Consider the following 25,249-nt stretch of genomic DNA (forward strand, 5'->3'; position numbering starts at 1 on the left):
CGCAGCCTAGCGACAACCGGGGCCGCGCCGCGCATGCATGAGAACAACGCCGGCCAGCCCGCAACCAGAGAATCCGCATGAAAATCATTTCCTCGATCGAAGAACTTCGCGACCATCTGCGCGGCCAGTTGCGCACCGCCTTCGTGGCGACCATGGGCAACCTGCACGAAGGCCATCTCTCGCTGATGCGCCTGGCGCGCACCCACGGCGATCCGGTGGTGGCGTCGATCTTCGTGAACCGCCTGCAATTCGGCCCCAACGAGGACTTCGACAAATATCCGCGCACCTTCCAGGCCGACGTCGAGAAGCTGGAGAAGGAAGGCGTGTACGTGCTCTTCGCCCCGACCGAAAAGGACATGTACCCGGAACCGCAGGAATACCGCGTGCAGCCGCCCAATGACCTGGGCAACATCCTCGAAGGTGAATTCCGCCCCGGTTTCTTCACCGGCGTCTCCACCGTGGTGATGAAGCTGTTCTCCTGCGTGCAACCGCGCGTGGCGGTGTTCGGCAAGAAGGATTACCAGCAGTTGATGATCGTGCGCAACATGGCGCGCCAGTTCGCCCTGCCGACCGAAATCGTCGGCGCCGAGACCTATCGTGCCGAAGACGGCCTGGCGCTGTCCTCGCGCAATGGCTACCTGTCAGTTGAAGAACGCGCCGAAGCGCCGTTGCTCTACCAGGTGCTCAACGATGTCGCCAACGAAGTGCGCGGCGGCCAGCACAAGGTCGCGCAGGTCGAGCAACTGGCCATGGAGCGTTTGGCTGGACGTGGCTGGAAGCCGGACTACGTGGCCGTGCGCAAGCGCATCGACCTGCAGCCGCCTTCGGCCGCCGACATGGAGCAAGGCGCGCCGCTGGTGGTGCTGTCGGCCGCCAAGCTGGGGGCGACGCGACTGATCGATAACCTCGAGATCTGATGCGTGCGGCGCTGCTGCGGATGCGCGAGTCATCCGCAGCCAGCTCGCCACAGGCCCGCGTTAGCAGCAGCTAGCAGCAGCTCGCGCACCTGCCTGGTGTGCGCGCCGGATCGCTCAGAAGCGGTATCGCAGGCCGGCGGAAAAGAGGTTGAGATTGATCCTGGATTCCCCGGCCAGTTGTTGCAGACGCGTATAGCCCGCGGTCAGGCTGAGTTCCCGGCTCAGGTCCAGTTCATAGCCCAGACCCATCAGATAGCCGGCGCCTGAGCGGGAGAACGTGTGAGATTCCCGCACGCGCTGATTTTGGACCTCATCCAGCCGGCCCGATACGGTCGAGTGGATCAAGCCGCCTTTCACATAAAGACCAGGCAGGAACTGTGTCATCCGGTAGATGAGCGCCAGGTCAAACCCCTTGGCCTTGGCGGAAAAGTGGTCGTATTGGCCGCGCCCCACCTGCTCCTTCAGTTCGTAGGCCCCAGTGTGGAAATATCCTGCCTCCACGGCGAAATTCCGGTCGAAGCGATACCCGATGGCGGCACGCGCCACGCCTACATTGCTGGTTTCGGAAAGCACGGCTGCGCCAGCATCCAGATCAACATCCATATTGCCCACCCCACCCTCGACGCCCAGGTAGACGCCATAGTCGGAGTTGGCAGACTGTGCGGACACCGCCGCCGAGACGACCAGCAGGATACTGGCCGCCAGCATGTGCATTTTCTTCATTTGTCTCTCAGGAAAAAGATAAAACCTTGATCAAGCCCCAGGGCGTGCGATACGCCCATGCGGAACCAGCTAACTCCGAGACCTGACGACCTCGGCAGGAAAGCCGGGGCGGATGATAGAAGGCACAAAGCGAAGAGAGATGCGCAGCACGAAAACAAGGACGAAGGATCGTCATTTTCTGAGACCCAAGCCGAAGAAATGCGAGATAGCGAAATGAATGGGTGAGGTCAGAAGGCCACCAGTCAATGGTCGACCACAAAGCGGCGAAACGCAACGTCTCGCAAATAAACACCGGAGCCTGTCGGCCACGGCCCACAAAGCCCATCCGCCGTGGCGGGCATTGCAGCATCGGCGCCACAAGCAAGGCCGCAATCGATGATGTAAATCAGCACAACCCAGGCATGTGTATTGCTTTAGAGAAAAAGAACGTTAGAATTCCGTGTTGCATATAGATAGACGAAATATAGAAATATTTCGAAGAATGCTTCGCATCGCAGCCGGTCCGTTTTTGGCAATGTGAAGAAAAAATGGAACAAATGGGGGATTTCACTCGCTGTTTAGCCGATGAGATGGGAAGGGGAAGTCCTATACTCGGCGCCATGGCATCGTCGACCCGTGGACTGTCCTGTCCATCGGCCTCACCTGTCATCCCTGAATCGTTGTCGTGCTCTGCGGGCCTTCAGAGTCTGCGTCTGCCTGCCGATATGGCAAGCAACGCACTTGTGCGCCTTCCGTAACGACTCGTTTTTGATCCGCCTGAACGGGCAACTTTGCATAGATGTGCACATAAAAGCGCACTAAATTTGTTGGGAGAATCAGTAATCATGAGCGACGACGTTGATCTGGAAGCACTGTTTGACGAAATTTCCGCGCAGACACTGCCGGCCATGACCGCCACCGGCGAGGAAGCTGTCGCGCAGGCCGCCGACGGCGCGGCCGAGGCGGCCGCCCCTGAGGACCAGAGCGACAAGCCCATGTATGCGCGCCTGGGCGGCATCGTCCGCCTGCTGCACGACTCCATGCGCGAGCTGGGCTATGACCGCTCGCTCAATGATGTGGCCTCCCAGATCGGCGACGCCCAGAGCCGCCTTGAGCACATCGCCACGCTCACCGAACAGGCCGCCAACAAGGTGCTCAACGCCCTGGACTCGGGCATGCCCGCCCAGGACCGCCTGCAGGAACAGGCCAAGGACATCAATGACCGCTGGAGCCGCCTGTATGCGGGCCAGATGAGCATCGACGAATTCAAGCAACTGGCCGGCGATTCGCAGAAGTTCTCGGCAGCCGTGGTCGAATCGACCGAAGCCGAAAAGGCCCGCATGCTGGAAATCATGATGGCTCAGGATTTCCAGGACATCACCGGCCAGCTGATCAAGAAGATCGTGGGCATCACCACCACCGCCGAGCGCGAGCTGGCGCAGTTGCTGCGCGACAATGCGCCGCCCGAGGTGCGCGCGCAGATCGAAGCCGAAAAGCCGGTTTCCCTGATGAATGGCCCTGCCTCGCCTGGCACGGCCATGGGCCAGACCGATGTGGATGACTTACTCGATAGCCTGGGGTTCTAATGGATGACGAAATGCTCAAGGATTTTGTCGTTGAAGCGTTGGAGCTCGCCACCAACGTGGAAGAGCATCTGCTGACGCTGGAACGACATCCTGATGACCTTGAAATCCTCAACGCGGTCTTCCGCGCATTCCACACCATCAAGGGCGGCGCCGGGTTCGTGAACCTGCCGGCCATGGTGTCGGCCTGCCACCTGACCGAAAACCTGTTCGACGCCCTGCGGACCGGCAAAGCGCCGGTCACGCCGCTGGCGATCGAAGCGGCGCTGCAAGCCAGTGGCTTCGTGGCCGACCAGTTGAACGAATTGTCCAACGGCGCGGCCCCCGACAGCCTGGCGTCGATGCCGGGCGAGCTCAAGGACATCCTCACGCAAGCCATCGAGGGCAAGAGCGAGGCGCCGGCCGCGGCTGCGCCTGCTGCGGCCCCCGCGCCGGCGGCCCCCGCGTCGGCGGCCGGCGCAGCCCCGGTTGCCAGCGCACCCGCAGCGGCCGCCGTGGACGGCAGCGCCAATGTGATGCAAAACGGCGAGCTGAACTGGCCTGCGCTGTACCAGGCGCTGGTGCCAGGTGCGGCTGCAGCTGCACCGGTTGCTGGCGCTGTGGCTGAAGCCGCCCCCGTGGCGGCCGCATCGGCCCCGGCGGCAGCTGTCGCGGCCGCTGCACCGGCTGCCGACGGCGAACCCAAGGCGGCAGCACCGGCCCAGCACAACCGCCGCGCCAGCGATTCGCCTGGCGGCGCCAAGGAAGAAAGCATCCGTATCGATGCAGGCAAGCTCGACGCCCTGCTGGAAGTGGCCGGCGAATCGGTGCAGGCCGCCAACCAGGCCGCCGTGCTGCTGGAAAAACTGCAACAGTTCAAGTTCGAAGGCACCGCTGCGGCGCTGATGTCGACCCTGGCTGAAACCCTGGGACGCGCCTCGCGCTATTCCAGCGAATTGCAGCGCGCCACGCTGTCCACGCGCATGCAGCCGGTCGGCCGCCTGTTCCAGAAATTCCCCCGACTGGTGCGCGAACTGGCCAAGGACCTGGGCAAGGACGTCGACCTGGTCATCACCGGCGCCGAAACCGAAGTGGACCGGGTGGTGGTGGACAGCCTCTACGACCCGCTGGTGCACATGCTGCGCAACTCGCTGGACCACGGCATTGAAGTGGACCGCGTCGCCGCCGGCAAGCCGACCAAGGCCACCATCTCGCTCAACGCCTGGCAGGCGGGTAGCAGTGTCATGATCGAAGTCTTCGACGACGGCAAGGGCATGGACCCGGACATGCTGCGCAGCAAGGCGCTGGCCAAGGGCCTGATCAACGAACACCAGGCGCTGACCGCTGACGAGGCGTTGCAACTGGTGTTCCTGCCGGGCTTCTCGACCAAGGAAGTGGCCTCCAGCGTTTCCGGACGCGGCGTGGGCATGGACGTGGTCAAGACCGCAGTGGAAAAGCATCGCGGCACCATCCGCATCGAATCCACCATTGGCAAGGGCACCAAGTTCTCGATCCGCCTGCCCATCGAACTGTCGATCATCCCGACCATGCTGGTGCGTTGCGCCGGCGCGCCGCTGGCCCTGCCGATGGCGGTGGTCGAACGCGTGGTCGAGCTGCCGGAAAACTTCGACGAAGTGGGTGGTGCGCCGGTGCTGCGCGACCAGGGCCGTCCGCTGCCGGTCAATTCGCTGGCCGGCGTGCTGGGTTACGAGCCGGGCAATGAGCGCGTGGGCATCGTCATGGCGGTCCCCCACCCCTACATCCTGGGCGTGGAATCGGTGGAAGGCACGGCCGATCTGGTGATCAAGCCGCTGACCGCCATCCATACCGCCGGCATCACCGGTACGGCCCGTTCGGCCGAGGGTGAGCTGGTGCTGGTGGTGGGCTTGTCCTTCCTGCTCGATGGCTGTCGCGACATGGAGCGTACGGCAGTGGCGTAAGCTGCGGGCAATATGGGCAAGAAAGCAAAACGGCCGGATCTTCTACGATCCGGCCGTTTTGTTTCTACTCAGCCCCCATGCGCTTGTCAGAGCTCGTACATGTCCTTCTCGCCCTCCATCACCTGGGCGATCAGCTTGCGGTTGAGCGTGGGCGCCAGCAATTCGATGAAGGTATAGACGTATCCCCGCAGATAAGCGCCTTGCTTGAGGGCAACGCGCGACACATTCGTGCCGAACAGATGGCCGGCCGGAATAGCCCGCAGCCCGCGATCACGCTCGGCATCGAAGGCGATGCCGGCGATGATGCCCACCCCCATGCCCAGCTCCACATAGGTCTTGATGACGTCGGCGTCGATGGCTTCCAGCACCACGTCCGGTTTCAGCTGACGCAGGGAGAAGGCGTGGTCGATCTTGCTGCGGCCGCTGAAGGCGGAGTCATAGGTGATCAGCGGATTGGCGGCGATCTCTTCCAGGGTCAGGCTCTTGGACTGCAGCAAGGGATGATCCGGCGGCACCACCACCACGTGCTCCCATTGATAACAGGGTAGCGACACCAGCCCTTCGCCCGAGGCCAGCGCCTCGGTGGCGATGGCGATGTCGGCCTGGTCGTTGCGCACCATCTCGGTGATCTGCTTGGGATTGCCTTGCAGCAAGGAAAGATGCACCTTCGGATATTTCTGGGTGAAGGCCTGTACCACCTTGGGCAGCGCATAGCGCGCCTGGGTGTGGGTGGTGGCGATGGTGAAACTGCCGCTGTCGTGGGCGGCGAATTCCTTGCCGATGCGTTTCAAGCCATCGACTTCCTGCATGATCAGCTCGACCGAGCGCAGCACCGCCCGCCCCGGCTCGGTCAGGCCGCGGATACGCTTGCCGTGACGGGTGAAGATGTCCACGCCCAGCTCTTCCTCCAGCTCGATGATGGCCTTGGACACGCCTGGCTGCGAGGTATAGAGGGCCTTGGCGGCCTCGGTGAGGTTGAAGTTCTGCCGTACCGCTTCGCGCACGAAACGGAATTGATGAAGATTCATGAGGGAATTCCTTCGCTTCTACCTAGTATGGCAGCGCCCCGCGCCTGCCTTGCTGGCCTCCTCGGCCTGATTGCCTCGTTTGACGCATTTCCATATGCCAAAGGCGTATATAAGCAAATAAATACTATGTAGTTTGGTTTGAAACATAAGTTTATTACGATTCGCAGACTAATGGGCGAGGTGTTATGACTGTTTCTTATGTAGTAAGCGGATTTGCTGTAGGACTGCTGGTCGGACTGACCGGGGTCGGTGGCGGCTCGCTCATGACACCCCTGTTGACCTTGCTGTTTGGCATCCACCCTTCCGTGGCGGTCGGTACCGACCTGGCCTTTGCCTCGGCCACCAAGACCGCCGGCACCCTGGCCCACCGCTTCAAGGGCACGGTGCGCTGGGATGTGGTGCGCCGCCTGTCCTACGGCGCCCTGCCTGCCGCGCTGATCACGACCCTACTGCTCAAGCACTTCGGCGCCGTCAGCGACGGCATCGCCCTGACCATCCGCTATTCGATTGCCGTCTCGGTGTTCCTGACGGTGATCGCCCTGCTGTTCCGCTCGCGCATGCAAGCCTGGCTCAACGCCCATCCGCAGCGCCAGCTGCAAGGCGCCACGCTGGCCAACGCCACCATTGCCGCCGGCGCCCTGCTGGGCACGCTGGTCACCATTTCTTCCATCGGCGCAGGCGCGGTGGGCGCGACCTTGCTGGTCTTGCTGTATCCTCGCCTGTCTCCGGCCGAGATCGCTGGCACCGACATCGCCTACGCCGTCCCGCTGACCGCCATTGCGGCCCTGGGTCACTGGTGGCTGGGTTCGATCAACTGGGAATTGCTGGCCACCCTGTTGCTGGGGTCGGTGCCGGGCATCACCATCGGGTCGCTCGCAGCACGGGCGGTGCCGGAGAAATTCTTGCGCGGCCTGCTGGCCATTACGCTGACGAGCGTTGCAGTCAAGCTGATTTGGTAGGCTTATTTTCAATCGGGCGCACCCTGATCCGGGCGCCCATAAGACGTTAACAGGGAAGACAAGATGTACCGCTATGACCAATACGATCACCTGATCGTCAAAGAGCGCGTCGCACAATACCGGGACCAGGTGCGCCGGCGCCTGTCGGATGAGCTGGCCGAAGACGAATTCCGCATCCTGCGCCTGCAAAATGGCCTGTACCTGCAACGCCATGCCTACATGCTGCGCATCGCCATTCCCTATGGCATGCTGGCCTCCAATCAGCTGCGCAAGTTCGCCGAGATCGCCGTCAAGTATGACCGTGGCTACGGCCACTTCACCACGCGCCAGAACATCCAGTTCAACTGGATCAAGCTGGAAGAATCGCCCGAGATCCTGGAACAGCTGGCCAGCGTGGAAATGCACGCCATCCAGACTTCCGGCAACTGCATCCGCAACACCACCTCGGACGAGCTGGCCGGCGTGGCCGCCGACGAGATCGTCGATCCGCGCCCCTATGCCGAACTGATCCGCGAGTGGAGTACCTTCCACCCCGAGTTCGCCTACCTGCCGCGCAAGTTCAAGATCGCCATCAGCGGCGCCGCCGAAGACCGTGCCGCCACCGCCGTGCATGACATCGGCTTGCACGTCCTCAAGAACGAGGCCGGCGAAGTGGGCTTCCGCGTGCTGGTGGGTGGCGGCATGGGCCGCACGCCCATCCTGGGTAGCGTCATCCGTGACTTCCTGCCCTGGCAGCACGCCATGTCCTACCTGGAAGCCATCCTGCGCGTCTACAACCAGTACGGTCGTCGCGACAACATGTACAAGGCGCGCATCAAGATCCTGGTCAAGGCCATCGGCCCCGAGGAGTTCGCGCGCCAGGTGGAAGAAGAATGGGCCCAGATCAAGGACGGCCCCTCCACCCTGACCGAAGAAGAGTTGCAGCGCGTGGCCAAGTTCTTCACCGACCCGGCCTATGAAACCCTGCCGGCGGTGGACGCCGAATACGAACGCCTGAAGGCCGAAGATCGCGGCTTTGCCAACTGGATCAAGCGCAACGTCAAGGCGCACAAGAAGGCCGGTTATGCCGCCGTGGTCCTGTCGCTGAAGAAGCCGGGCGTGCCGCCGGGCGACATCACCGCCGACCAGATGAACTTCGTGGCCGACCTGGCAGATCAATACAGCTTCGGCGAACTGCGCGTGACCCACGAGCAGAACCTGGTGCTGGCCGACGTCAAGCAATCCGAGCTGTATGCGCTGTGGCAAGCCGCCAAGTCGCATGGCCTGGCGACCCCGAACATTGGCCTCTTGACCGATATCATCTGCTGCCCCGGCGGCGATTTCTGCTCGCTGGCCAATGCCAAGTCGATCCCGATCGCCCAAGCCATTGCCGAGAAGTTCGAGAACATCGACTTCCAGCATGACATCGGCGATATCGAACTGAACATCTCCGGTTGCATCAACGCCTGCGGCCACCACCACGTGGGCAATATCGGCATCCTGGGCGTGGATAAGGATGGTTCCGAGTGGTACCAGGTCTCGCTGGGCGGCGCCCAGGGCAACGAGTCTTCGGTGGGCAAGATCATCGGCCCCTCGTTCTCGGCCACCCAGATGCCCACCGTGATCGACCGCCTGCTGCAGGTCTACGTGCAGCAACGCACCGAAGAAGAACGCTTCATCGACACCGTGCGTCGCATCGGTGTGACCCCGTTCAAGGAATTCGTTTACGCAACGCCGATCCGTTCGGCCGAGTATGTCGCAGGAGAAGACGCAAATGCCTGAAATCATCAAGAACAAGACCGTCGTCAGTGACGACTGGACCGTCCTGCGCCTGGCTGAAGGCGAGACCGCAGAGACCGTGAACGTGCCGCAAGGCCGCGTGATCGTGCCGCTGAAGGTGTGGCAGGCGCAGGGCGAAGCCCTGAAGTCGCGCGCCGAGATCGGCGTCTGGTTGGCCAGCGATGAACGCCCGGAGGAACTGAAGGGCCAGTTGGACAGCTTCAAGGTCGTCGCCGTGGACTTCCCCAAGTTCGCCGATGGCCGCGGCTATTCCATCGCCTACAACCTGCGCGCCCGCCTGGGCTACACCGGTGAGCTGCGCGCCATCGGCGATGTGCTGCGCGACCAGCTGTTCTACATGCAGCGCGTGGGCTTCGACGCCTTTGCCGTGCGTGCGGACAAGAACATCCATGACGCCGTCAAGGGTCTGACCGACTTCTCCGAGAAGTACCAGACCTCCTGGGACGAGAAGAACCCGCTGTTCCGCCGCGTCAAGCGGGAAACCGCGCAGACGGCGGATTAAGCCTAGCCTGAACCACCGCCCGTTCGGGCTGGGTAGCGGCGCAGCCGCGTATCGAAGCCTGTCCTGAGCCTGTCGAAGGGACGCACAGACGGCGCGCCTTCGATACGGCCCTGACGGGGCCTACTCAGTACGAACCGGGAGAAGGAAAGAATACACATGTCGAACCAAGCCTTGCAGGAACTCATCGCCAAGACCCAGGCCACGCTGGAACGCATCGCCGCCGAGTACGCCCCGGCTGCGCTGGCCTCCAGCCTGGCTGCCGAAGACATGGTGCTGACCGACCTGATCCTGCGCGGCAAGCTGCAGGACCGTATCAGCATCTTCACCCTGGAAACCGGTCGCCTGCACAAGGAAACCGTGGGCATGATCGACCGCATCCGCGCGACCTACGATTACGAAGTCGCGCCCTACCGTCCGCAGCCCGAAGCAGTAGAAGCCTATGTGCAGAAGAACGGCGCCAACGCCTTCTACGACAGCGTGGAACTGCGCAAGGAGTGCTGCCACATCCGCAAGATGGAGCCGCTGAACCGCGCCCTGCAAGGCAAGGCCTCCTGGGTCACCGGCCAGCGCCGCGCCCAATCGGTCACGCGCGCCGAGCTGCACGTGCAGGAACGCGACGAAGCCCACGGCATGGAGAAGTTCAACCCCCTGGCCGACTGGTCGGAACAGGACGTGTGGGACTACATCCGCGCCAACGACGTGCCCTACAACCCGCTGCATGACCAGGGTTATCCGTCCATCGGCTGCGAGCCCTGTACCCGGGCCATCCAGCCCGGCGAGGATATCCGCGCCGGCCGCTGGTGGTGGGAGAACCCCGACTCCAAGGAATGCGGCCTGCACGTGGTCGATGGCAAGCTGGTGCGCATCAAGTCGCACGCAGCGAGCTGAACCAGAATTCAACCAGAGCAACAACAAGCAAAGCATCGGAAGGTCCGGCATGAACACAGCGGTAGACAAACTCTTTTTGGACAACGCCAGCAATCGTCACCTCGACTGGCTGGAATCGGAAGCCATCCACATCATGCGCGAGGTCGCGGCCGAGTGCAGCACCCCGGCGCTGCTGTTCTCCGGCGGCAAGGACTCGGTGGTGCTGCTGCGCATCGCCGAGAAGGCCTTCCGCCCCGGCAAGTTCCCCTTCCCGCTGGTGCACATCGACACCGGCCACAACTTCCCGGAAGTCATCGAATTCCGCGACCGCCGCGCCGCTGAACTGGGCGAGCGCCTGGTAGTGCGTTCGGTGGAGGACTCGATCAAGCGCGGCACCGTGCGCCTGCGCAATCCGCAAACTGATTCGCGCAACGCTGCGCAAGCCGTGACGCTCCTGGAAACCATCGAGGAATTCAAGTTCGACGCCTGTATCGGCGGCGCGCGCCGTGATGAAGAAAAGGCCCGCGCCAAGGAACGCATCTTCTCCTTCCGCGACGAGTTCGGCCAATGGAATCCCAAGGCCCAGCGCCCCGAGCTGTGGGACCTCTATAACACCCGCGTGCATCCGGGCGAGAACATGCGTGTCTTCCCCATCTCCAACTGGACCGAGCTGGATGTGTGGCAGTACATCGCCCGCGAAAAGCTGGCCCTGCCCTCGATCTACTTTGCGCACGAACGCGAGGTGATTCCGCGCAATGGCCTCCTGGTGCCGCTGACCGACCTCACCCCGGCGCGCGAAGGCGAGACCGTGGAAAAGCAGGTGGTGCGCTTCCGCACCGTGGGCGACATCTCCTGCACCTGCCCGGTCTCCTCCGATGCTGCTTCAGTCGAAGCCATCATCGCCGAGACCGCAGTGACCCAGATTACCGAGCGCGGCGCCACCCGCATGGACGACCAGACGTCCGAAGCCTCGATGGAAAAACGCAAGAAGGAAGGATATTTCTGATGAACGCCGCCGCAACCCAAGCACAACTGGCCCAGACCGCCGCCCCCTCGCACGAACGCGGCCTGCTGCGCTTCATCACCGCCGGTTCCGTGGACGATGGCAAGAGCACCCTGATCGGCCGCCTGCTGTTCGACAGCAAGGGCATCTTCGCCGACCAGTTGGACGCCATCTCGCGCGCCAAGCACAAGCGCACCGTGGGCGACACGGTGGACCTGTCGCTGCTCACCGATGGCCTGGAAGCCGAGCGCGAGCAAGGCATCACCATCGACGTGGCCTATCGTTACTTCGCCACGCCCAAGCGCAAGTTCATCATCGCCGATACCCCGGGCCACGAGCAGTACACCCGCAACATGGTCACCGGCGCTTCCACGGCCGACGCCGTCATCATCCTGGTGGACGTCTCCAAGGTGAAGCTGGGTGAGGATGGCAGCGTGGAACTGCTGACCCAGACCAAGCGCCACTCCACCATCGCCCACCTGCTGCAGATCCAGCACGTGATCGTGGCCGTCAACAAGATGGACCTGGTGGATTACGACCAGACCGTCTATGACCGCATCGTCGGCGCCTACCAGCAGTTCGCGCAGCAACTGGGCTTGCAGGATGTGCACGCCATCCCGCTGTCGGCCCTGGCGGGCGACAACGTGGTGGAAGCCAGCGCGCGCATGCCCTGGTACCAGGGTCCGACCCTGATCACCCTGCTGGAATCGCTGTCGGTGTATGAAGATGCGCACGAAGAAGCCTTCCGCTTCCCGGTGCAGCTGGTGGCCCGTCACAACGGCCATGAAGCCAATGACTTCCGTGGCTACATGGGCCGCATCGAAGCCGGCAAGGTCGCCCGTGGTGACAAGCTGGTGGTGCTGCCCAGCGGCCAGAGCGCCACCGTCAAGGACATCCAGACCCTGGACGGCTCGCTGGAATCGGCCTCGGCCGGCCAGTCGGTGACCATCCTGCTGGACGAGTACCTGGACATCTCGCGCGGCGACCTGCTGGCGTCGGCGGCCCAGCCTTCGACCATCCTCAAGACCGTCAACGCCGATGTGTGCTGGCTCTCCGAGGAACCGCTGGACCTGCGCCGCAAGTACTGGCTCAAGCACACCACCAAGCAGGTGGCGGCGCGCGTGGCCAAGGTCGATACGCTCTTGGACATCAACACCCAGGAACGCCGTCCCGCCGAGACCCTCAAGCTCAACGACATCGCCCGCATCAGCGTGAACGTGCAGCAGCCCATCGCCGCTGATGCCTACCAGGCTATCCGCGCCACCGGCGCCTTCATCCTGATCGACGAAGTGAGCCACCAGACGGTCGCCGCTGGTATGATTCGGATCGACTGATTTTCTTTCGATCCGCAATCGTATCTTCGACCAGGCCATGGCCACCCAACAGGCAGCGACTTCACACTCTTCTGATTCACCCGCCCCCAGCCCGGAACATCCGGGCATGGTGTGGCTGGTCGGCTCCGGCCCGGGCGCCGCTGACCTGTTGACGGTGCGTGCCGCACGTCTCCTGGCGCAAGCCGAGATCGTGCTGCACGATGCGCTGGTCACCCCGGACATCCTGGCGCTCTGCCCGCAAGCCGTACTGGTCTCGGTCGGCAAGCGCAGCGGTCAACGCTCCACGGCCCAGCCCGTGATCAACCAGAAGCTGGTGGAAGCCGCCCAGCAGTACCGCCGTGTAGTGCGCTTGAAAGGCGGCGACCCCATGCTCTTCGGCCGTGCCGATGAAGAGATGCGGGCGCTGGAAGAACACCACATCCCCTACGAAATCGTCCCCGGCATCACCGCCGCGCTGGCCGCCGCCTCGGCCGCCAAGCGGCCGCTGACGCGGCGCGGGATTGCGCGCAGCGTGTCGTTGTTCACCTCCAGCACGGGCGTGGACGAGCCGGACGAGGTGCGCATGCCCAATGGCGATACCCTGGTCCAGTACATGGGCGGGCGCGAAGCCACGGCCACGGCGCAACGCCTGCTGGCGCTGGGCCATGCGCCCGATACGCCGGTAGTGGTGGTGGAGAACTGCAGCCGCCCCGACCAGCATATCTACCATCTGCAACTGGCCGGCCTGGAAGCCGGACTGCAAGCCTGCAGCGGGCCGGTGCTGGTGATGATCGGACCGGCCCTGGCGGATCGCCACTGAGGACACCATGCACCTGCTCCATGACCCTGCCGCGCCACCGGCCGCCTCCATCGACTTCGACAGCTTCCTCAAGGTCGACATCCGCGTCGGCACCATCCTCTCGGCCGAGGCCTTCCCCGAAGCACGCAAGCCTGCCTTCAAGCTGAAGATCGATTTCGGCCCCGCGATCGGCGTGCGCCAGAGCAGCGCCCAGATCACCACCCACTACACGCTGGACCAGCTGGTCGGACGCCAGGTCGCAGCGGTGGTCAATTTCCCGCCACGCCAGATCGGCAAGTTCATGTCGGAAGTGCTGACGCTGGGCTTTCCGGACGCGCAAGGCGAGGTGGTGCTGTTCAGCCCTGATCAGGCCGTTCCCAACGGCGCGCGCCTGTTCTGATCGCGGACCGCCGCGCGGCACAAAAAAAAGCCCGTTCGGCATGAACGGGCTTCTTCCTTTACAGCGCTCCGGCAAGCTTCAGCTGCCGGCCGCTACGCAATAGGCGGCGATCGCCTGCAACACGGCCTCATCCTCTCCCACTGCCGGCACGGTCCGGATTTCCGCCTGCGGATGCGCCTGGCGCAACTGCTCCAGCAATTGCGGCAGATCGCGCCGCACATGGCCGCCCTGCCCCAGGAACACCGGAATGACGGTGATGCGCTGGCTGCCAGCGGCCACCTGCTGCGCCACCACGCTGGGCAGATCGGGCTGCATCAGTTCCAGGAAGGCCAGTTCCACGCTGGCCTGGGGCATGGCAGCGCGGGTCAGGGCCCGCAGGCGTTCAAAAGGCGCAGCCCAGGCAGGGTCGCGGGCGCCGTGGGCGAAGAGGATCAGACTTTGCATGAGGAGCTCAGGTCAGGTTGAAACAAGCGGTCAGGTCCGTTCCACCCACCACAGCGCCCCCGCCGCCAAGGCCATGAACAACAGGCTGGGCAGGGCCGCCGTGACGAAGGCCGGCCAGGTGTTGAGCAGGCCCAGGTGCGAAAAGAGGCTGTTGATGAGCTGGAAGCACACGCCGATCATGATGCCGGTAAAGATCTTCAGGCTCACCCCGCCGGCACGGAAGTGCAGGTAGGCGAAGGGCAGCGCCAGCGCCAGCATCACGAAGATGGACAGCGGATAGACGATCTTCTTCCAGAACGCGATCTCGTAGCGGTCGGTACGCTGGTTGTTGGCTTCCAGGTGCTTGGTGTAGGCCAGCAGGTCATAGGCGGACATGCGATCCGGGTCGGCGAAGAGTACCGAGAGGATTTCCGGCGTCACCTCGGAGACCAGTGTCAACTGGGCCGACTTGACGGTCTTGACCGGCTCGGTGATCTTGCGGTCGCTGCCGCCGGTGAAATCGGACTGGACCACGTCCGACAGCGTCCACTGGTGATTGCCGTCATACATGCCGGCCTTGGCTGTGACCATGCGGGCCATGTGGAAGTCGGAATCCAGCTCGTAGAGCTTGACGCCCTCGATGCGGCCGTCCGGCTGCACGGTGCGGATATTGATGAAGCGGCTGCCCACCACATTGCCTTCCAGGCCATGGTCACGGATCACGTCCTTGGCCCACATGCCGGAACGGAACTGCGACGACAGGGACGCGCCCTGGGCCTGCAGCTTGAGCTTCTCGGCCCATTCGGTGGCCTTGGGGGCGATCAGTTCGCCAAAGACGATGGTCAGCACGGCAAAGCCCACGCCGATGCGCGCCAGCACGCGTGCGGCCTGGCCGGTGGACATGCTGGAGACGCGCATGATGGTGAATTCGGAGCGCGCCGCCAGCTGCGACAGGGTGTAGATGGTGCCGATCAGCACGGCGGTGGGCATCAGTTCATAGACGTTGCCGGGCAAGCCCATCAACACGTAGAACACCGCCTGCTGCAGCTTGTAGCCATTGCGGCCGACCTGCTCGAGCTGCCCCATCATCTCGAAGAAGGCGAACAGCGCCAGGAAAGCCGCCAGCGCGAAGAGCACCGAGCGGGTGATCTCGGAAGTGAAGTAACGTTGGATGACACGCATCTCAGGCCTCGCGCTGGAACGTCATGGCGCGGCGCACACGGCTCCACAACCGGGATGGATGATAGGGATGGTTGATGTTCAGGCGCAGCGCGAACATGCCCACGATCAGCAGGACCACGACCACGTGGACCGGCCACCAGGCCATCATGAAGGTGGCGCGGCCCTGCGCCACCGAGGCCTGGAACACGCTGACCGTATTGCTGTAGACCACGAACAGCAGCAGCGCCACCAGGAGGCCCAGCGACCGTCCGGCGCGCGGATTGACGAAGGACAGCGGGATGGCCAGCAGCATCAGGGTCAGCGCCATGAAGGGCAAGGCGATGCGCCAGAGCAGTTCGCCGCGGGCGTAGCCGTCGTTCTTGGCCACCAGCTCATTCATCTGCAAGGCCCGCGCCGAGCGCTCGCCGGCAGCGTTCTGGGACTGGTTGCCGATCAGCAGCCCATAGCGTTCGAAGTCGACGATCTGGAAGTCCGGCAGGCCGGGCGAGCCGTCATAGCGGCGGCCCTGGTTCATGACCACGAACTTCTCGCCGTCGGGATCGATGACGGTTTCGCCTTCCTTGGCCACCACCACGCTGTTCTTGCCATCGGCGCCGATGGTATTGACGAAGATGTTGCGCACCTTGGAGGCGTCGCCCGAAATGCCCTCGACAAAGAAGATGCGGTTGGCCGCAGCGGACTCCTGGAACTTGCCCGGCGAGACCCGGGCGATGTCCTCGCGCTGCTCGAAGCGGCTGCGGTATTCGCTGCTCTGCTGGTTGGCCCAGGGCGTGGCCACGAAGGACAGCGCCGCCACCAGGGCCACGATGGGCCAGCCGAAACGCAGCACCGGAGCGATCCAGCGGGTCAGCGACATGCCGCAGGCGAACCAGACCACTATCTCGGAATCCTGGTAGCTGCGCGTCATCACCAGCAGCACCGAGATGAAACCGGTGAGGATGAGGATGATGGGCATGTAGTTCAGGGACTGGAAGCCGATCAGGGCGATCACGTCCTGGGAGGCGACCTGGCCGCCGGCGGCCTGGCCCAGTATCTTGATGAGCATCACGGTCAGGGTGATGGTGAACAGCGTCGTGAAGACCCCACCTGCGGTGCTGGTCAATTCGCGTCGAAGTGCGCGCTGGAAAATCATGGAAATGGCGGAAAGTCTCTGATGTCGGGTCAATGAATGCGGGCGCTGGTCCGAAGCGTCCTGTCCGGGCCGGCCCACCCGGCGAACTCATGCGCGCGTGGCGTCGAAATGGGCTCTATAATCGCCAGGTAATTCATACAAAGGACGAACGATGGACTTTAGCACAAAAACATTGGACGCAAAAAACGCCGTGACCGCCGTCAAGACCGGCGCACTGGTGGTTGGCATCTATGAAAACCGCAAGCTGTCCAAGGCCGCTGGCGCGCTCGACAAACTGGGCGCCATCAGCGCCGCCCTGAAGTCGGGGGACATTTCCGGCAAGCCGGGCTCCACCCTGCTGCTGCGCGGCGTCACCGGCATCGCTGCCGAGCGCATCGTGCTGCTGGGCCTGGGCGCCGAGGAAGAGATCGCCGACAAGAGCTTCGCCACGGCCAGCAGCGCGCTGGTGCGCACCCTGGCCACGCTGGGCTGCGACGACGCCGCCCTGGCCCTGCCCTTCGACGGCGTCAAGGGCCGCGACCTGACCTGGACCATCCGCAACGTCGTGCTGGCCGGCCGTGACGCGGTCTACCGTTCCGACACGATGAAGAGCAAGAAGGACCCCGCTCCCACTGGCGTGAAGAAGGTGACCCTGCTGGTCCCGGCCAGCGACAGCGTCACCGCCAAGGCGGCCCTGGCCGAAGCCGTGGCCCTGGCCAATGGCATGGCCCTGACCAAGGAGCTGGGCAACCTGCCGGGCAATGTCTGCACCCCCACCTACCTGGCCAATACTGCCAAGAAGCTGGCCAAGCAGTTCGGCCTGGGCGTGGAAGTGCTGGACCGCAAGCAGCTCCAGGCGCTGAAGATGGGCAGCTTCCTGTCGGTCACCAACGGCAGCGACGAGCCGCCCAAGTTCATCGTCTTGAAGCACATGGGCGGCAAGGCCAAGGATGCGCCGGTGGTGCTGGTGGGCAAGGGCATCACCTTCGACACCGGCGGCATCTCCCTCAAGCCCGGCCTGAACATGGACGAGATGAAGTACGACATGTGCGGCGCCGCCTCGGTGCTGGGCACCTTCCGCACCATCGCCGAACTGGGCCTGAAGATGAACGTCATCGGCGTCATCCCCACCTGCGAGAACATGCCCTCGGGCCGCGCCACCAAGCCGGGCGACATCGTCACCTCCATGTCCGGCCAGACCATCGAAGTGCTCAATACCGACGCCGAAGGCCGCCTGATCCTGTGCGACGCCCTGACCTACGTGGAACGCTTCAAGCCGGCCGCCGTGGTGGACATCGCCACCCTGACCGGCGCCTGCATCGTGGCCCTGGGTCATCACAACTCGGGCCTGTTCACCCGCGAGGACGAGGCGCATGACGCCCTGGCCAACGCCCTGCTGGCCGCTGGCCGCGACAGTGGCGACACCGCCTGGCGCATGCCGATCCAGGAGGTCTACCAGGAGCAGCTCAAGTCCAACTTCGCCGACATCGCCAATATCGGCGGGCAGCCAGCCGGCAGCGTCACCGCCGCCTGCTTCCTGGAACGCTTCACCCGCAAGTACACCTGGGCGCACCTGGACATCGCCGGCACTGCCTGGAAGAGCGGCGCGGCCAAGGGCGCAACGGGCCGCCCGGTGCCGCTGCTGACCACCTGGCTGCTGAACCAGGCGCGCGCCAAGGCGGCCCGCGCCTGATGACCGAGCGGCCGATGGCGGCGCCCGCCCTGGCAGGGCCGGGCCGGTGTGCCTGCGCACCGCAAGCTTCCGTCGGCTCGCCGCCGTCAACACAAGCAGCACAAGCAGCACGAGCAGTAGCGCCACCGCAGGCAGCCGGCCTGCGGTGGCTTTTTTTCGCCCTGGCCTGGCTGACGCTGCCGCTGGCGGCCCAGACACTGCCGCCCGCGCAGACCGTGCATTTCCCTTCAGCCGATGGACGCACCGAGCTGACCGCCTACCTCTTCACCCCTGCCGGCGCCGGACCACACCCCGCCGTAGTGATGCTGCACGGGCGCGCCGGCCCTTACTCCAGCCGGATCAATGGCGACTGCACCCGCATCGGTCCTGCCCTGCCCTCGCCCTGCGACGCCAGCACGCTCAGCCAGCGCCACCAGGCCTGGGCCGCCTATTGGATAGAGCGCGGCTACCTGGCCCTGCTGGTGGACAGCTATGGCCCGCGCGGGGTAGCCCATGGCTTCGGACGGCATACCCATGGCGCGCCAGAACGCGCCGAGGTCAACGAACTGACGGTGCGCCCGCTGGACGCCGAAGGCGCGCTGGCCTGGCTGGCGCCGCGCAGCGACGTCAACCCGGCGCGCATCCTGCTGCAAGGCTGGTCCAATGGCGCCAGCACGGCCCTGAACGTGATGCAGCGTCAGGCCAGCCGCCTGGGTGGCACAGCGCCCTCCTTTGCCGGGGCGATGGTGTTCTATCCCGGCTGCGGCCCCCAGGCCCTGCTCTCCTCCTCGCCTGAACTGGACCGGCCGGTGCAGGTCCTGCTGGGCGCGGCCGACCAGGAAGTCTCACCCCAGCGCTGCCTGCGCGTGCTGCGACAGGCCATCCCCATGCGCCGCAACAGTAGTCCGGTGGTCACTCTGTACCCCGGCGCAACCCACGACTTCGACGATCCCGGACGCCCCCGCCAGGCCATCCCGGCCAACCGGCAGGCCCGCGCCGACGCCCTGACCCGCCTGGGTCCGTGGGCCGACCAGGTGCCGCCGGCCACGCTGCCTTGATCCGCCGCAAGCGCAGCGCGTGCGCCTTCCGGCAGGCGGAATAATTCTCGACTAAACTCCTAGGTCTTTTCCGGAACACCGACGCCTGAGGGCGGTCGGTATGAAGGAACATGCATTGCAGCAACCGTCATTCCAACAGCCGGGCGCGCCGCCACGGGAAGCCCAGCGCAGCCCGGCTCCATTCATCCGCCAACGCGACAAGAAAGGATTTACATGAGTATCTCCAGCCAGAACAGCGACCTGTTCAAGCCTGTGCAACTCGGCGCGGTCCAGTTGCAGAATCGTATCGTCATGGCCCCGCTCACCCGCAGCCGCGCGCAAGCCGGTGACGTGCCCAGCGACCTGGCCGCCGAGTATTACGCCCAGCGCGCCGGCGCCGGCCTGATCATCGCCGAAGCCACCCAGATCTCGCCCGAAGGCAAGGGCTACGCCTGGACCCCGGGCATCTACAACGACGCCCACGTGGCGGCCTGGAAGAAGATCACCGACGCCGTCCACGCCAAGGGCGGTCGCATCTTCCTGCAGCTATGGCACGTCGGCCGCATCTCCCACCCCGACCTGCAACCGGGCCATGCCCTGCCGGTCGCACCGTCAGCGGTCCAGCCCGAGGGCCAGGCCTTCACCGAAAGCGGCTTCAAGCCCTTCGTCACGCCGCGCGCGCTGGAAGCAGCCGAGCTGCCCGCCATCGTCGAGCAGTACAAGAAGGCCGCCCAGCTCTCCATGCAGGCCGGTTTCGACGGCGTCGAAATCCACGCCGCCAATGGCTACCTGCTGGACCAGTTCCTGCGCGACAAGACCAACCAGCGCACCGATGGCTACGGCGGCAGCATCGAGAACCGTGCACGCCTGCTGCTGGAGGTGGTGCAGGCCGTGACCTCGGTCGTGCCCAGCGAGCGCGTAGGCATCCGCCTCTCGCCCATCAGCCCAGCCAACGATATCGCCGACAGCGATCCCAAGGCCTTGTTCAGCTATGTGGTGGAGCAGCTCAACCGCTTCAAGCTGGTCTACCTGCACGTGGTCGAAGGGGCCACCGGCGGACCACGCGAGGTGCCGGGCGGCTTCGACCTGCAGGTGCTGCGCGACCTCTTCAAGGGCCTCTATATCGCCAACAATGGCTACGACCTGGACATGGCCTTGCAGGCCCGCGCCAGCAACCGCGCCGACCTGGTGGCCTTTGGCCGGCCCTGGATCGCCAACCCCGACCTGGTGCAGCGCTTCCTGCATGGCGCTGAACTGGCCACCTTCAACCAGGCCACCCTGTATGGCGGTGGTGCAGCGGGCTACACCGACTATCCGCCGATGAAACAAGGCTAAGCCTGCTTGCCCGGCGGCATGATGCAGCATGATGCGGCACGGTGCGGCATGGTTGTCAACAACCATGCCGCGCTTGCGTTGTGACCGCTACAATGCGGTCTGCATCCCTTCAACTCCGAGATCATGAAAACAATATTCGCCACCCTGTCCCTCGCCTGCTGCGCCCTGCCCGCACTGGCCCAGCAAGCCGCGCCCCAGGATACCGATCCGCTGCAGCTGCAAGACCGCATCACCGGCGACATCGGTGGCGGCGTCTACCGCATGGACCGCAATGGGCTGGACCGCAGCAGCCGCACCACCGTGCTGCCCTATGCGTATTTCGACTATGGCCGCTTCTTCGCCCGGGTCGACACCTTTGGCGTAAAGACCGCGCGCATGGGTTATGGCTACCTGGAATTGGCTGGTCGCATCAACCTGGAAGGCTTCGACGCCCAGGGCGGCCTGCAGCGTCGCTCCGATCCCATCCCGCTGGGCCTGGGCAGCTTCCAGGAAACGCCTATCGGCGCCTTCTTCCTGAATGTCTTCCACGACTTCAACAAGTCGCATGGCACCTTGGCTGAGGCCATCTACGCCGCCCAGCTCGACGTCGGGCCGGTGAGCTTCTACCCGCAAGTGGGCGTGGAATATCGCGACAGCCGCTACAACGATTACTTCTACGGCGTCTCCGGCCAGGAGGCCAGCTCCAGCGGCTTGCCGGCCTATCGCGCGGGCTCCTCCACCAGCCCGCTGCTGGGCCTGGTGGCCGACATGCCCATCAGCGGCAACTGGCGGCTGAACCTGACCCTGCGCCGCAAATGGCTGGACAACGCCATCTCCGACAGCCCGATCATCCGCCGCAAGACCGATGACCTGGCCATCCTCGCACTGACCTACCGCTTCAAGTAATTCACCTCATCCCTGCTCTGCGCACCGGGCCATATCATCGGCCCGGCTGCCTTCGCACGCCTCCATCCCCCCTTTGCATGATGCTCGCCATCATCATTGCCAATCATCAATAATTGGCAAAATTGCGGCGCAGCAACGAATTGCCGCTACTGATCGGAATCCCTTTACCAGCAAGACTTCCAGGAGTCCTACAGCGCAACAAAAAGTAGCAAATTTGCGGCGAAAAATGTTGAGCTTTCGACCACAAGCAGCTACGCTCTCGAAGTCTCTTTCCAACAAAGTCTTGAAGACAAATACAAGCTGAGGCACACCACCGTTGCGGCCATCGGACAGGAGCGCCGCGACAACTCCCCCTGTTGTGCATTCTCGATGAATCAAATCCAAGAAAGAGGTGTGTCATGAAGAAACTCATTGGCGGCGTCCTGCTCGCGTCGGCCCTTTGCAGCGTTGGCGCCACGGCCAGCGCAGCGCAAATCAACGGCACGCAGGCGCTGACCTTCAACAACTCGTCCACGACGTCGTACTTCGGTTCGGAATTTGGCGCCGGCACCACCGGCAAGAGCTTCCTGGAGAACTTCACGTTCAGCTATTCCAGTCCCTTCACGGTGTCCTCGGCGGTGATCTCGATCGCCCTGGACGGCATCTCGCGCCTGAACCTCAACAGCCTCACCTTGAGCGGCAATGGCGGCACCTGGACCGGCGTGAAGACCACCGTGGGCAGCGCCCAGGTGTTTACGCTGCGTACTGATGGCCTGTCCTCCGGCAACTACACCCTGTCGGTGGGCGGCCTGGTCACTGGCGCCACCGGCGGCAGCTTCGGCGGCAACATCAGCATCGCCGCCGTGCCGGAAGCCTCGACGGTGGCGATGATGCTGGGTGGCCTGGCGCTGGTGGGCTTTGCCGCCTACCGTCGCCGTCGCACCGAAGGCAATGCGCAAGCACAGGATCGCTTGATGCCGGCCTGAGTCCGACCTCGCCAGCGCGGACAGATCAGTCTGCGCCATGGCAATGAACTGCCTTGCTCGGCAGTGCGGCCAGCCCATCGGGCTGGCCGTTTTCATTGCGCGACCCGCTCTATTTTATAAATTATTTACATCGTTTTTCCGGCTCATCCGGAATCATCCTGCGAGATACATTCCGCACTGCAAGATGCACGACGACTGACCCCACCAAGAAATCAAGCAGCTCATCGGAAAGCCTTTACCATGGCGGCTTCCAGAAATCCTACGACGCAACATCGATTACGCAAAATACGTAAAATTTAGTTGATATTTTTGCGCCGCACACCTAATCTCTGATCGTCTCTCCGAACAACAATGACAAACCGAGACACCCCCTGTTCCGACCTCGACAACACCAACAAGAAAGCGGCCGGCACAACTTCCCCCTTGCAGTGCTTTCTCAATCATTCGAACTGGAAAGAGGTGTGTAATGAAAAAACTCATTGGCAGTCTGCTGCTCGCTTCCGCCTTCATCGGCATGGCATCCACGGCCAGCGCTGCTGACCTGGAGCGGACGCGCTCGCTGATCTGGACCGACGCCACGTCGACCTTCAACGCCCGCTATGGTGAAGGCACCACCGGCCTGACCTTCCTGGAAAACTTCACCTTCACGGTTGACGCCGTGGGTTCGGCGGTTTCCTCTGCGGTGGTCTCCATCGCTCTGGACGGCCTGTCGCGCCTGGGCATCGACAGCTTCACGCTGTCGGGCAACGGCCGTACCATCACCGGTACGCCCTTGCTGGAAGGTGACACCCAGACCTTCAGCCTGCGCACCGATGGCCTGAGCACCGGTCTCTACACCCTGTCGGTGGCCGGTACCATCCTGGGATCGGAAGGCGGCAGCTTCGCCGGCAACATCAGCGTCGCACCGGTGCCGGAAGCCTCGACCACCGCCATGATGCTGGGTGGCCTGGGCATCATCGGCTTTGCCGCCTACCGTCGTCGCCGCAAAGCCGGCGAGGACGCACCGCAGCAACGCAATGATCAGCTGATGCCTGCGTAATCGTCAGCATGGAGGGGGCGCAGTCTTGCGCTCCCTCTCAGTTCCTCTCCTCCCTCCCCAGGCCCTCTCCGGCCCCGGCTGTTCCTTTCGGCCCCTCCCCCTGGTGAATGCGGTAAGATGGCGCCCGTTGCCCGCGACGGGCTAGTCTCGATTCACCACGTATTGTCCTCATGAAAATCGCCACCTGGAACGTCAACTCCCTCAAAGTCCGCCTGCCGCAAGTGCTCAAATGGCTGGAAGAAAACCCGGTGGATGTGCTCTGCCTGCAGGAAACCAAGCTCACCGACGACAAGTTCCCCGCTGCCGAGATCGCCGCTGCGGGCTACCTGGTGGAGTTTTCGGGACAGAAGACCTACAACGGCGTGGCCATCCTGTCGCGCCATCCGATGAACGATGTGGTCAAGAACAATCCCCTGTTCCCCGATGAACAGCAGCGCATCATCGCCGCCACCATCGAGGGGGTGCGCTATGTCTGCGCCTATATCCCCAACGGCCAGTCGCTGGAGTCCGAAAAGTATCCCTACAAGCTGAACTGGCTGGCCGCGCTGCATGAATGGCTGGCCCAGGAAAAAGCCAAGAACCCGCGCCTGGCGCTGCTGGGCGACTACAACATCGCCCCCGAAGACCGCGACGTGCATGATCCGGTGGCCTGGCAAGGCCAGGTGCTGGTGTCCGAACCCGAGCGCGAAGCCTTCCGCAAGCTGCAGGCGCTGGGCCTGACGGATTCCTACCGCCTCTTCGAACAGCCGGAAAAGATGTACAGCTGGTGGGATTACCGCCAGATGGGCTTCCGCCTCAACCGCGGCCTGCGCATCGACCATATCCTGCTGTCCGAAGAACTGGTGCCGCGCTGCACCGCCTGCGTCATCGACAAGGTGCCGCGCAAGTGGGAACAGCCTTCGGATCACGCGCCGGTGATTGCGACGCTGGCGGACTGAAGCCTGAAACTCGGGCAATCCGGAAATGATTTATATCATTTGCGGATGAGCCTGCCGCACCAGCCTGCTGAGCGCCACCTTCGGGTGGCGTTTATTCTTTCTTGTTGCGCATGTTCTTCTCGAACTGCACGTCCAGCTTGCTCACGCGCTTGGCCTTCTGCGGTCCCTGGGCATTGACAAAGCTGACGAAGTCGTCAAGTTCCATGGCCTCGTTGAGCTTTTCCATCGGCTGACCGGCCACGCGGCGCGTCAGGATGAAGCGTTCGTCGGACGTGCGCAGCATCGAATACTCGCGCGACTCGGTGCGGTTGTTCAGGCGCTCGATGGCGCTGGCGGCACGGGTCGATCTCATCATTGCACCTCTTGCAGTTTGAGTTGCCAGTATCCCATATCGATCCATCGCCCCATCTTGTAACCCACCTCGTTGAACACGCCGCACTTCACGAAGCCCAGACTCTCATGCAAGGCCACGCTGGCCGCATTGGGCTGGGCGATGCCGCCAATGACCAGGTGGATGCCCAGTGGCTTGAGCTCGGCAAACAATTGACGGTAGAGGCGCTTGCCGATACCGCGCCCACCCGCATCGTGGCGCAGGTAGACCGAGCTCTCGACCGACTGGCGATAAGCCGCGCGCGGTTTCCATTGGGTGGCATAGGCATAGCCCAGCACCTGGCCCTCTTCTTCATAGACCAGCCAGGGAAACTTCGCCTGCACCTCGGCAATGCGCGCAACCATGCTCTCTTCACTGACCGGTTCGGTCTCGAAGCTGATGGCGGTAGTGGCGACGTAGTGGTTGTAGATGCCGCAGAGGGCGGGAGCGTCGGCGGCAGTGGCCGGGCGGATGGAAGGCTGCATGGGCGGGACGGAATCGGCGAAATAGCGGAGAGATGC

General features: G+C 63.6%; 25 protein-coding genes. 18 read left to right on the forward strand and 7 right to left on the reverse strand.

Features of this window, described 5'->3' with window-relative positions:
- Positions 1–77: 77 nt before the first annotated feature.
- Positions 78–917: a pantoate--beta-alanine ligase gene (gene panC, locus ACP92_RS15490; RefSeq protein ID WP_013235044.1), complete on the forward strand. Its 840-nt coding sequence runs from the start codon at positions 78–80 to the stop codon at positions 915–917.
- Between the two features lie 114 nt (positions 918–1,031).
- Here the strand turns inward: panC and ACP92_RS15495 are convergent, their stop codons facing one another.
- Complete coding sequence (locus tag ACP92_RS15495) at positions 1,032–1,640, reverse strand: porin family protein (RefSeq protein ID WP_013235045.1); 609 nt, start codon at positions 1,638–1,640, stop codon at positions 1,032–1,034.
- 824 nt (positions 1,641–2,464) lie between these two features.
- Here ACP92_RS15495 and ACP92_RS15500 point away from each other — a divergent pair.
- Both ACP92_RS15500 and ACP92_RS15505 read left to right on the forward strand, forming a co-directional pair.
- On the forward strand, positions 2,465–3,205 hold the full coding sequence (locus ACP92_RS15500) for a protein phosphatase CheZ (RefSeq protein ID WP_013235046.1): 741 nt from the start codon (positions 2,465–2,467) through the stop codon (positions 3,203–3,205).
- Positions 3,205–5,121 (forward strand): chemotaxis protein CheA, encoded by a 1,917-nt coding sequence (locus ACP92_RS15505; RefSeq protein ID WP_048348594.1) that lies wholly within the window; start codon positions 3,205–3,207, stop codon positions 5,119–5,121. Before ACP92_RS15500 ends, ACP92_RS15505 begins: the two co-directional genes overlap by 1 nt.
- A gap of 86 nt (positions 5,122–5,207) precedes the next feature.
- Here ACP92_RS15505 and ACP92_RS15510 read toward each other — a convergent pair whose 3' ends face one another.
- Entirely contained in the window at positions 5,208–6,149 is a 942-nt protein-coding gene (locus ACP92_RS15510; RefSeq protein ID WP_008330266.1) for a CysB family HTH-type transcriptional regulator, read from the reverse strand.
- 185 nt (positions 6,150–6,334) lie between these two features.
- Here ACP92_RS15510 and ACP92_RS15515 point away from each other — a divergent pair, with 185 nt between their 5' ends.
- From ACP92_RS15515 to ACP92_RS15550, 8 genes are all read left to right on the forward strand, one after another.
- The gene (locus ACP92_RS15515) at positions 6,335–7,108 is read left to right on the forward strand and encodes a sulfite exporter TauE/SafE family protein (protein WP_013235048.1); all 774 of its coding nucleotides are present in this window, start codon (positions 6,335–6,337) and stop codon (positions 7,106–7,108) included.
- A gap of 63 nt (positions 7,109–7,171) precedes the next feature.
- Entirely contained in the window at positions 7,172–8,869 is a 1,698-nt protein-coding gene (locus ACP92_RS15520; protein WP_013235049.1) for a nitrite/sulfite reductase, read from the forward strand.
- On the forward strand, positions 8,862–9,389 hold the full coding sequence (locus ACP92_RS15525) for a DUF934 domain-containing protein (protein WP_013235050.1): 528 nt from the start codon (positions 8,862–8,864) through the stop codon (positions 9,387–9,389). Before ACP92_RS15520 ends, ACP92_RS15525 begins: the two co-directional genes overlap by 8 nt.
- 150 nt (positions 9,390–9,539) lie before the next feature.
- Positions 9,540–10,277, forward strand: a complete 738-nt coding sequence (locus tag ACP92_RS15530; RefSeq protein WP_414091965.1) for a phosphoadenylyl-sulfate reductase — start codon at positions 9,540–9,542, stop codon at positions 10,275–10,277.
- Positions 10,278–10,326: 49 nt separating this feature from the next.
- Entirely contained in the window at positions 10,327–11,262 is a 936-nt protein-coding gene (gene cysD, locus ACP92_RS15535) for a sulfate adenylyltransferase subunit CysD (protein ID WP_013235052.1), read from the forward strand.
- Positions 11,262–12,593, forward strand: coding sequence for a sulfate adenylyltransferase subunit 1 (locus tag ACP92_RS15540; RefSeq protein WP_013235053.1), 1,332 nt, complete (start codon positions 11,262–11,264; stop codon positions 12,591–12,593). The genes cysD and ACP92_RS15540 overlap by 1 nt, the downstream gene beginning before the upstream one ends.
- Positions 12,594–12,630: 37 nt before the next feature.
- The gene (gene cobA, locus ACP92_RS15545) at positions 12,631–13,392 is read left to right on the forward strand and encodes a uroporphyrinogen-III C-methyltransferase (protein WP_013235054.1); all 762 of its coding nucleotides are present in this window, start codon (positions 12,631–12,633) and stop codon (positions 13,390–13,392) included.
- Positions 13,393–13,399: 7 nt separating this feature from the next.
- A complete protein-coding gene (locus ACP92_RS15550; RefSeq protein ID WP_013235055.1) occupies positions 13,400–13,771 on the forward strand; it encodes a tRNA-binding protein in 372 nt (123 codons plus the stop codon).
- Between the two features lie 78 nt (positions 13,772–13,849).
- Here ACP92_RS15550 and ACP92_RS15555 read toward each other — a convergent pair whose 3' ends face one another.
- The 3 genes from ACP92_RS15555 to lptF are packed head-to-tail and all read right to left on the reverse strand — an operon-like array spanning position 13,850 to position 16,508.
- Complete coding sequence (locus tag ACP92_RS15555) at positions 13,850–14,215, reverse strand: sirohydrochlorin chelatase (RefSeq protein ID WP_013235056.1); 366 nt, start codon at positions 14,213–14,215, stop codon at positions 13,850–13,852.
- 30 nt (positions 14,216–14,245) lie between these two features.
- The gene (gene lptG, locus ACP92_RS15560) at positions 14,246–15,376 is read right to left on the reverse strand and encodes an LPS export ABC transporter permease LptG (protein ID WP_013235057.1); all 1,131 of its coding nucleotides are present in this window, start codon (positions 15,374–15,376) and stop codon (positions 14,246–14,248) included.
- A gap of 1 nt (position 15,377) precedes the next feature.
- On the reverse strand, positions 15,378–16,508 hold the full coding sequence (gene lptF / locus ACP92_RS15565) for an LPS export ABC transporter permease LptF (RefSeq protein ID WP_013235058.1): 1,131 nt from the start codon (positions 16,506–16,508) through the stop codon (positions 15,378–15,380).
- A gap of 151 nt (positions 16,509–16,659) precedes the next feature.
- Between lptF and ACP92_RS15570 the strand changes: the two genes are divergently transcribed.
- The 7 genes from ACP92_RS15570 (at position 16,660) to xth (ending at position 24,358) form a co-directional block, all read left to right on the forward strand.
- Positions 16,660–18,180 (forward strand): leucyl aminopeptidase, encoded by a 1,521-nt coding sequence (locus tag ACP92_RS15570; protein WP_013235059.1) that lies wholly within the window; start codon positions 16,660–16,662, stop codon positions 18,178–18,180.
- A gap of 215 nt (positions 18,181–18,395) precedes the next feature.
- On the forward strand, positions 18,396–19,217 hold the full coding sequence (locus ACP92_RS15575; protein ID WP_232284855.1) for a dienelactone hydrolase family protein: 822 nt from the start codon (positions 18,396–18,398) through the stop codon (positions 19,215–19,217).
- Positions 19,218–19,430: 213 nt separating this feature from the next.
- A complete protein-coding gene (locus ACP92_RS15580) occupies positions 19,431–20,531 on the forward strand; it encodes an alkene reductase (protein ID WP_013235061.1) in 1,101 nt (366 codons plus the stop codon).
- 123 nt (positions 20,532–20,654) lie between these two features.
- Entirely contained in the window at positions 20,655–21,416 is a 762-nt protein-coding gene (locus tag ACP92_RS15585; protein WP_013235062.1) for a MipA/OmpV family protein, read from the forward strand.
- 398 nt (positions 21,417–21,814) lie between these two features.
- Positions 21,815–22,381 (forward strand): FxDxF family PEP-CTERM protein, encoded by a 567-nt coding sequence (locus ACP92_RS15590; RefSeq protein WP_041310969.1) that lies wholly within the window; start codon positions 21,815–21,817, stop codon positions 22,379–22,381.
- 466 nt (positions 22,382–22,847) lie between these two features.
- Positions 22,848–23,420 (forward strand): FxDxF family PEP-CTERM protein, encoded by a 573-nt coding sequence (locus ACP92_RS15595; RefSeq protein WP_013235064.1) that lies wholly within the window; start codon positions 22,848–22,850, stop codon positions 23,418–23,420.
- 170 nt (positions 23,421–23,590) lie between these two features.
- The gene (gene xth / locus ACP92_RS15600) at positions 23,591–24,358 is read left to right on the forward strand and encodes an exodeoxyribonuclease III (protein ID WP_013235065.1); all 768 of its coding nucleotides are present in this window, start codon (positions 23,591–23,593) and stop codon (positions 24,356–24,358) included.
- 91 nt (positions 24,359–24,449) lie between these two features.
- Here xth and ACP92_RS15605 read toward each other — a convergent pair whose 3' ends face one another.
- A complete protein-coding gene (locus ACP92_RS15605; RefSeq protein WP_041312061.1) occupies positions 24,450–24,710 on the reverse strand; it encodes a hypothetical protein in 261 nt (86 codons plus the stop codon).
- Positions 24,710–25,213 carry an arsinothricin resistance N-acetyltransferase ArsN1 family B gene (locus ACP92_RS15610; protein WP_013235066.1) on the reverse strand — a complete coding sequence of 168 codons (504 nt, stop codon included), beginning with the start codon at positions 25,211–25,213 and terminating at the stop codon, positions 24,710–24,712. The genes ACP92_RS15605 and ACP92_RS15610 overlap by 1 nt, the downstream gene beginning before the upstream one ends.
- Between the last annotated feature and the right edge of the window lie 36 nt (positions 25,214–25,249).

Source organism: Herbaspirillum seropedicae, from assembly GCF_001040945.1.
Taxonomy (GTDB): Bacteria; Pseudomonadota; Gammaproteobacteria; order Burkholderiales; family Burkholderiaceae_D; genus Herbaspirillum; species Herbaspirillum seropedicae.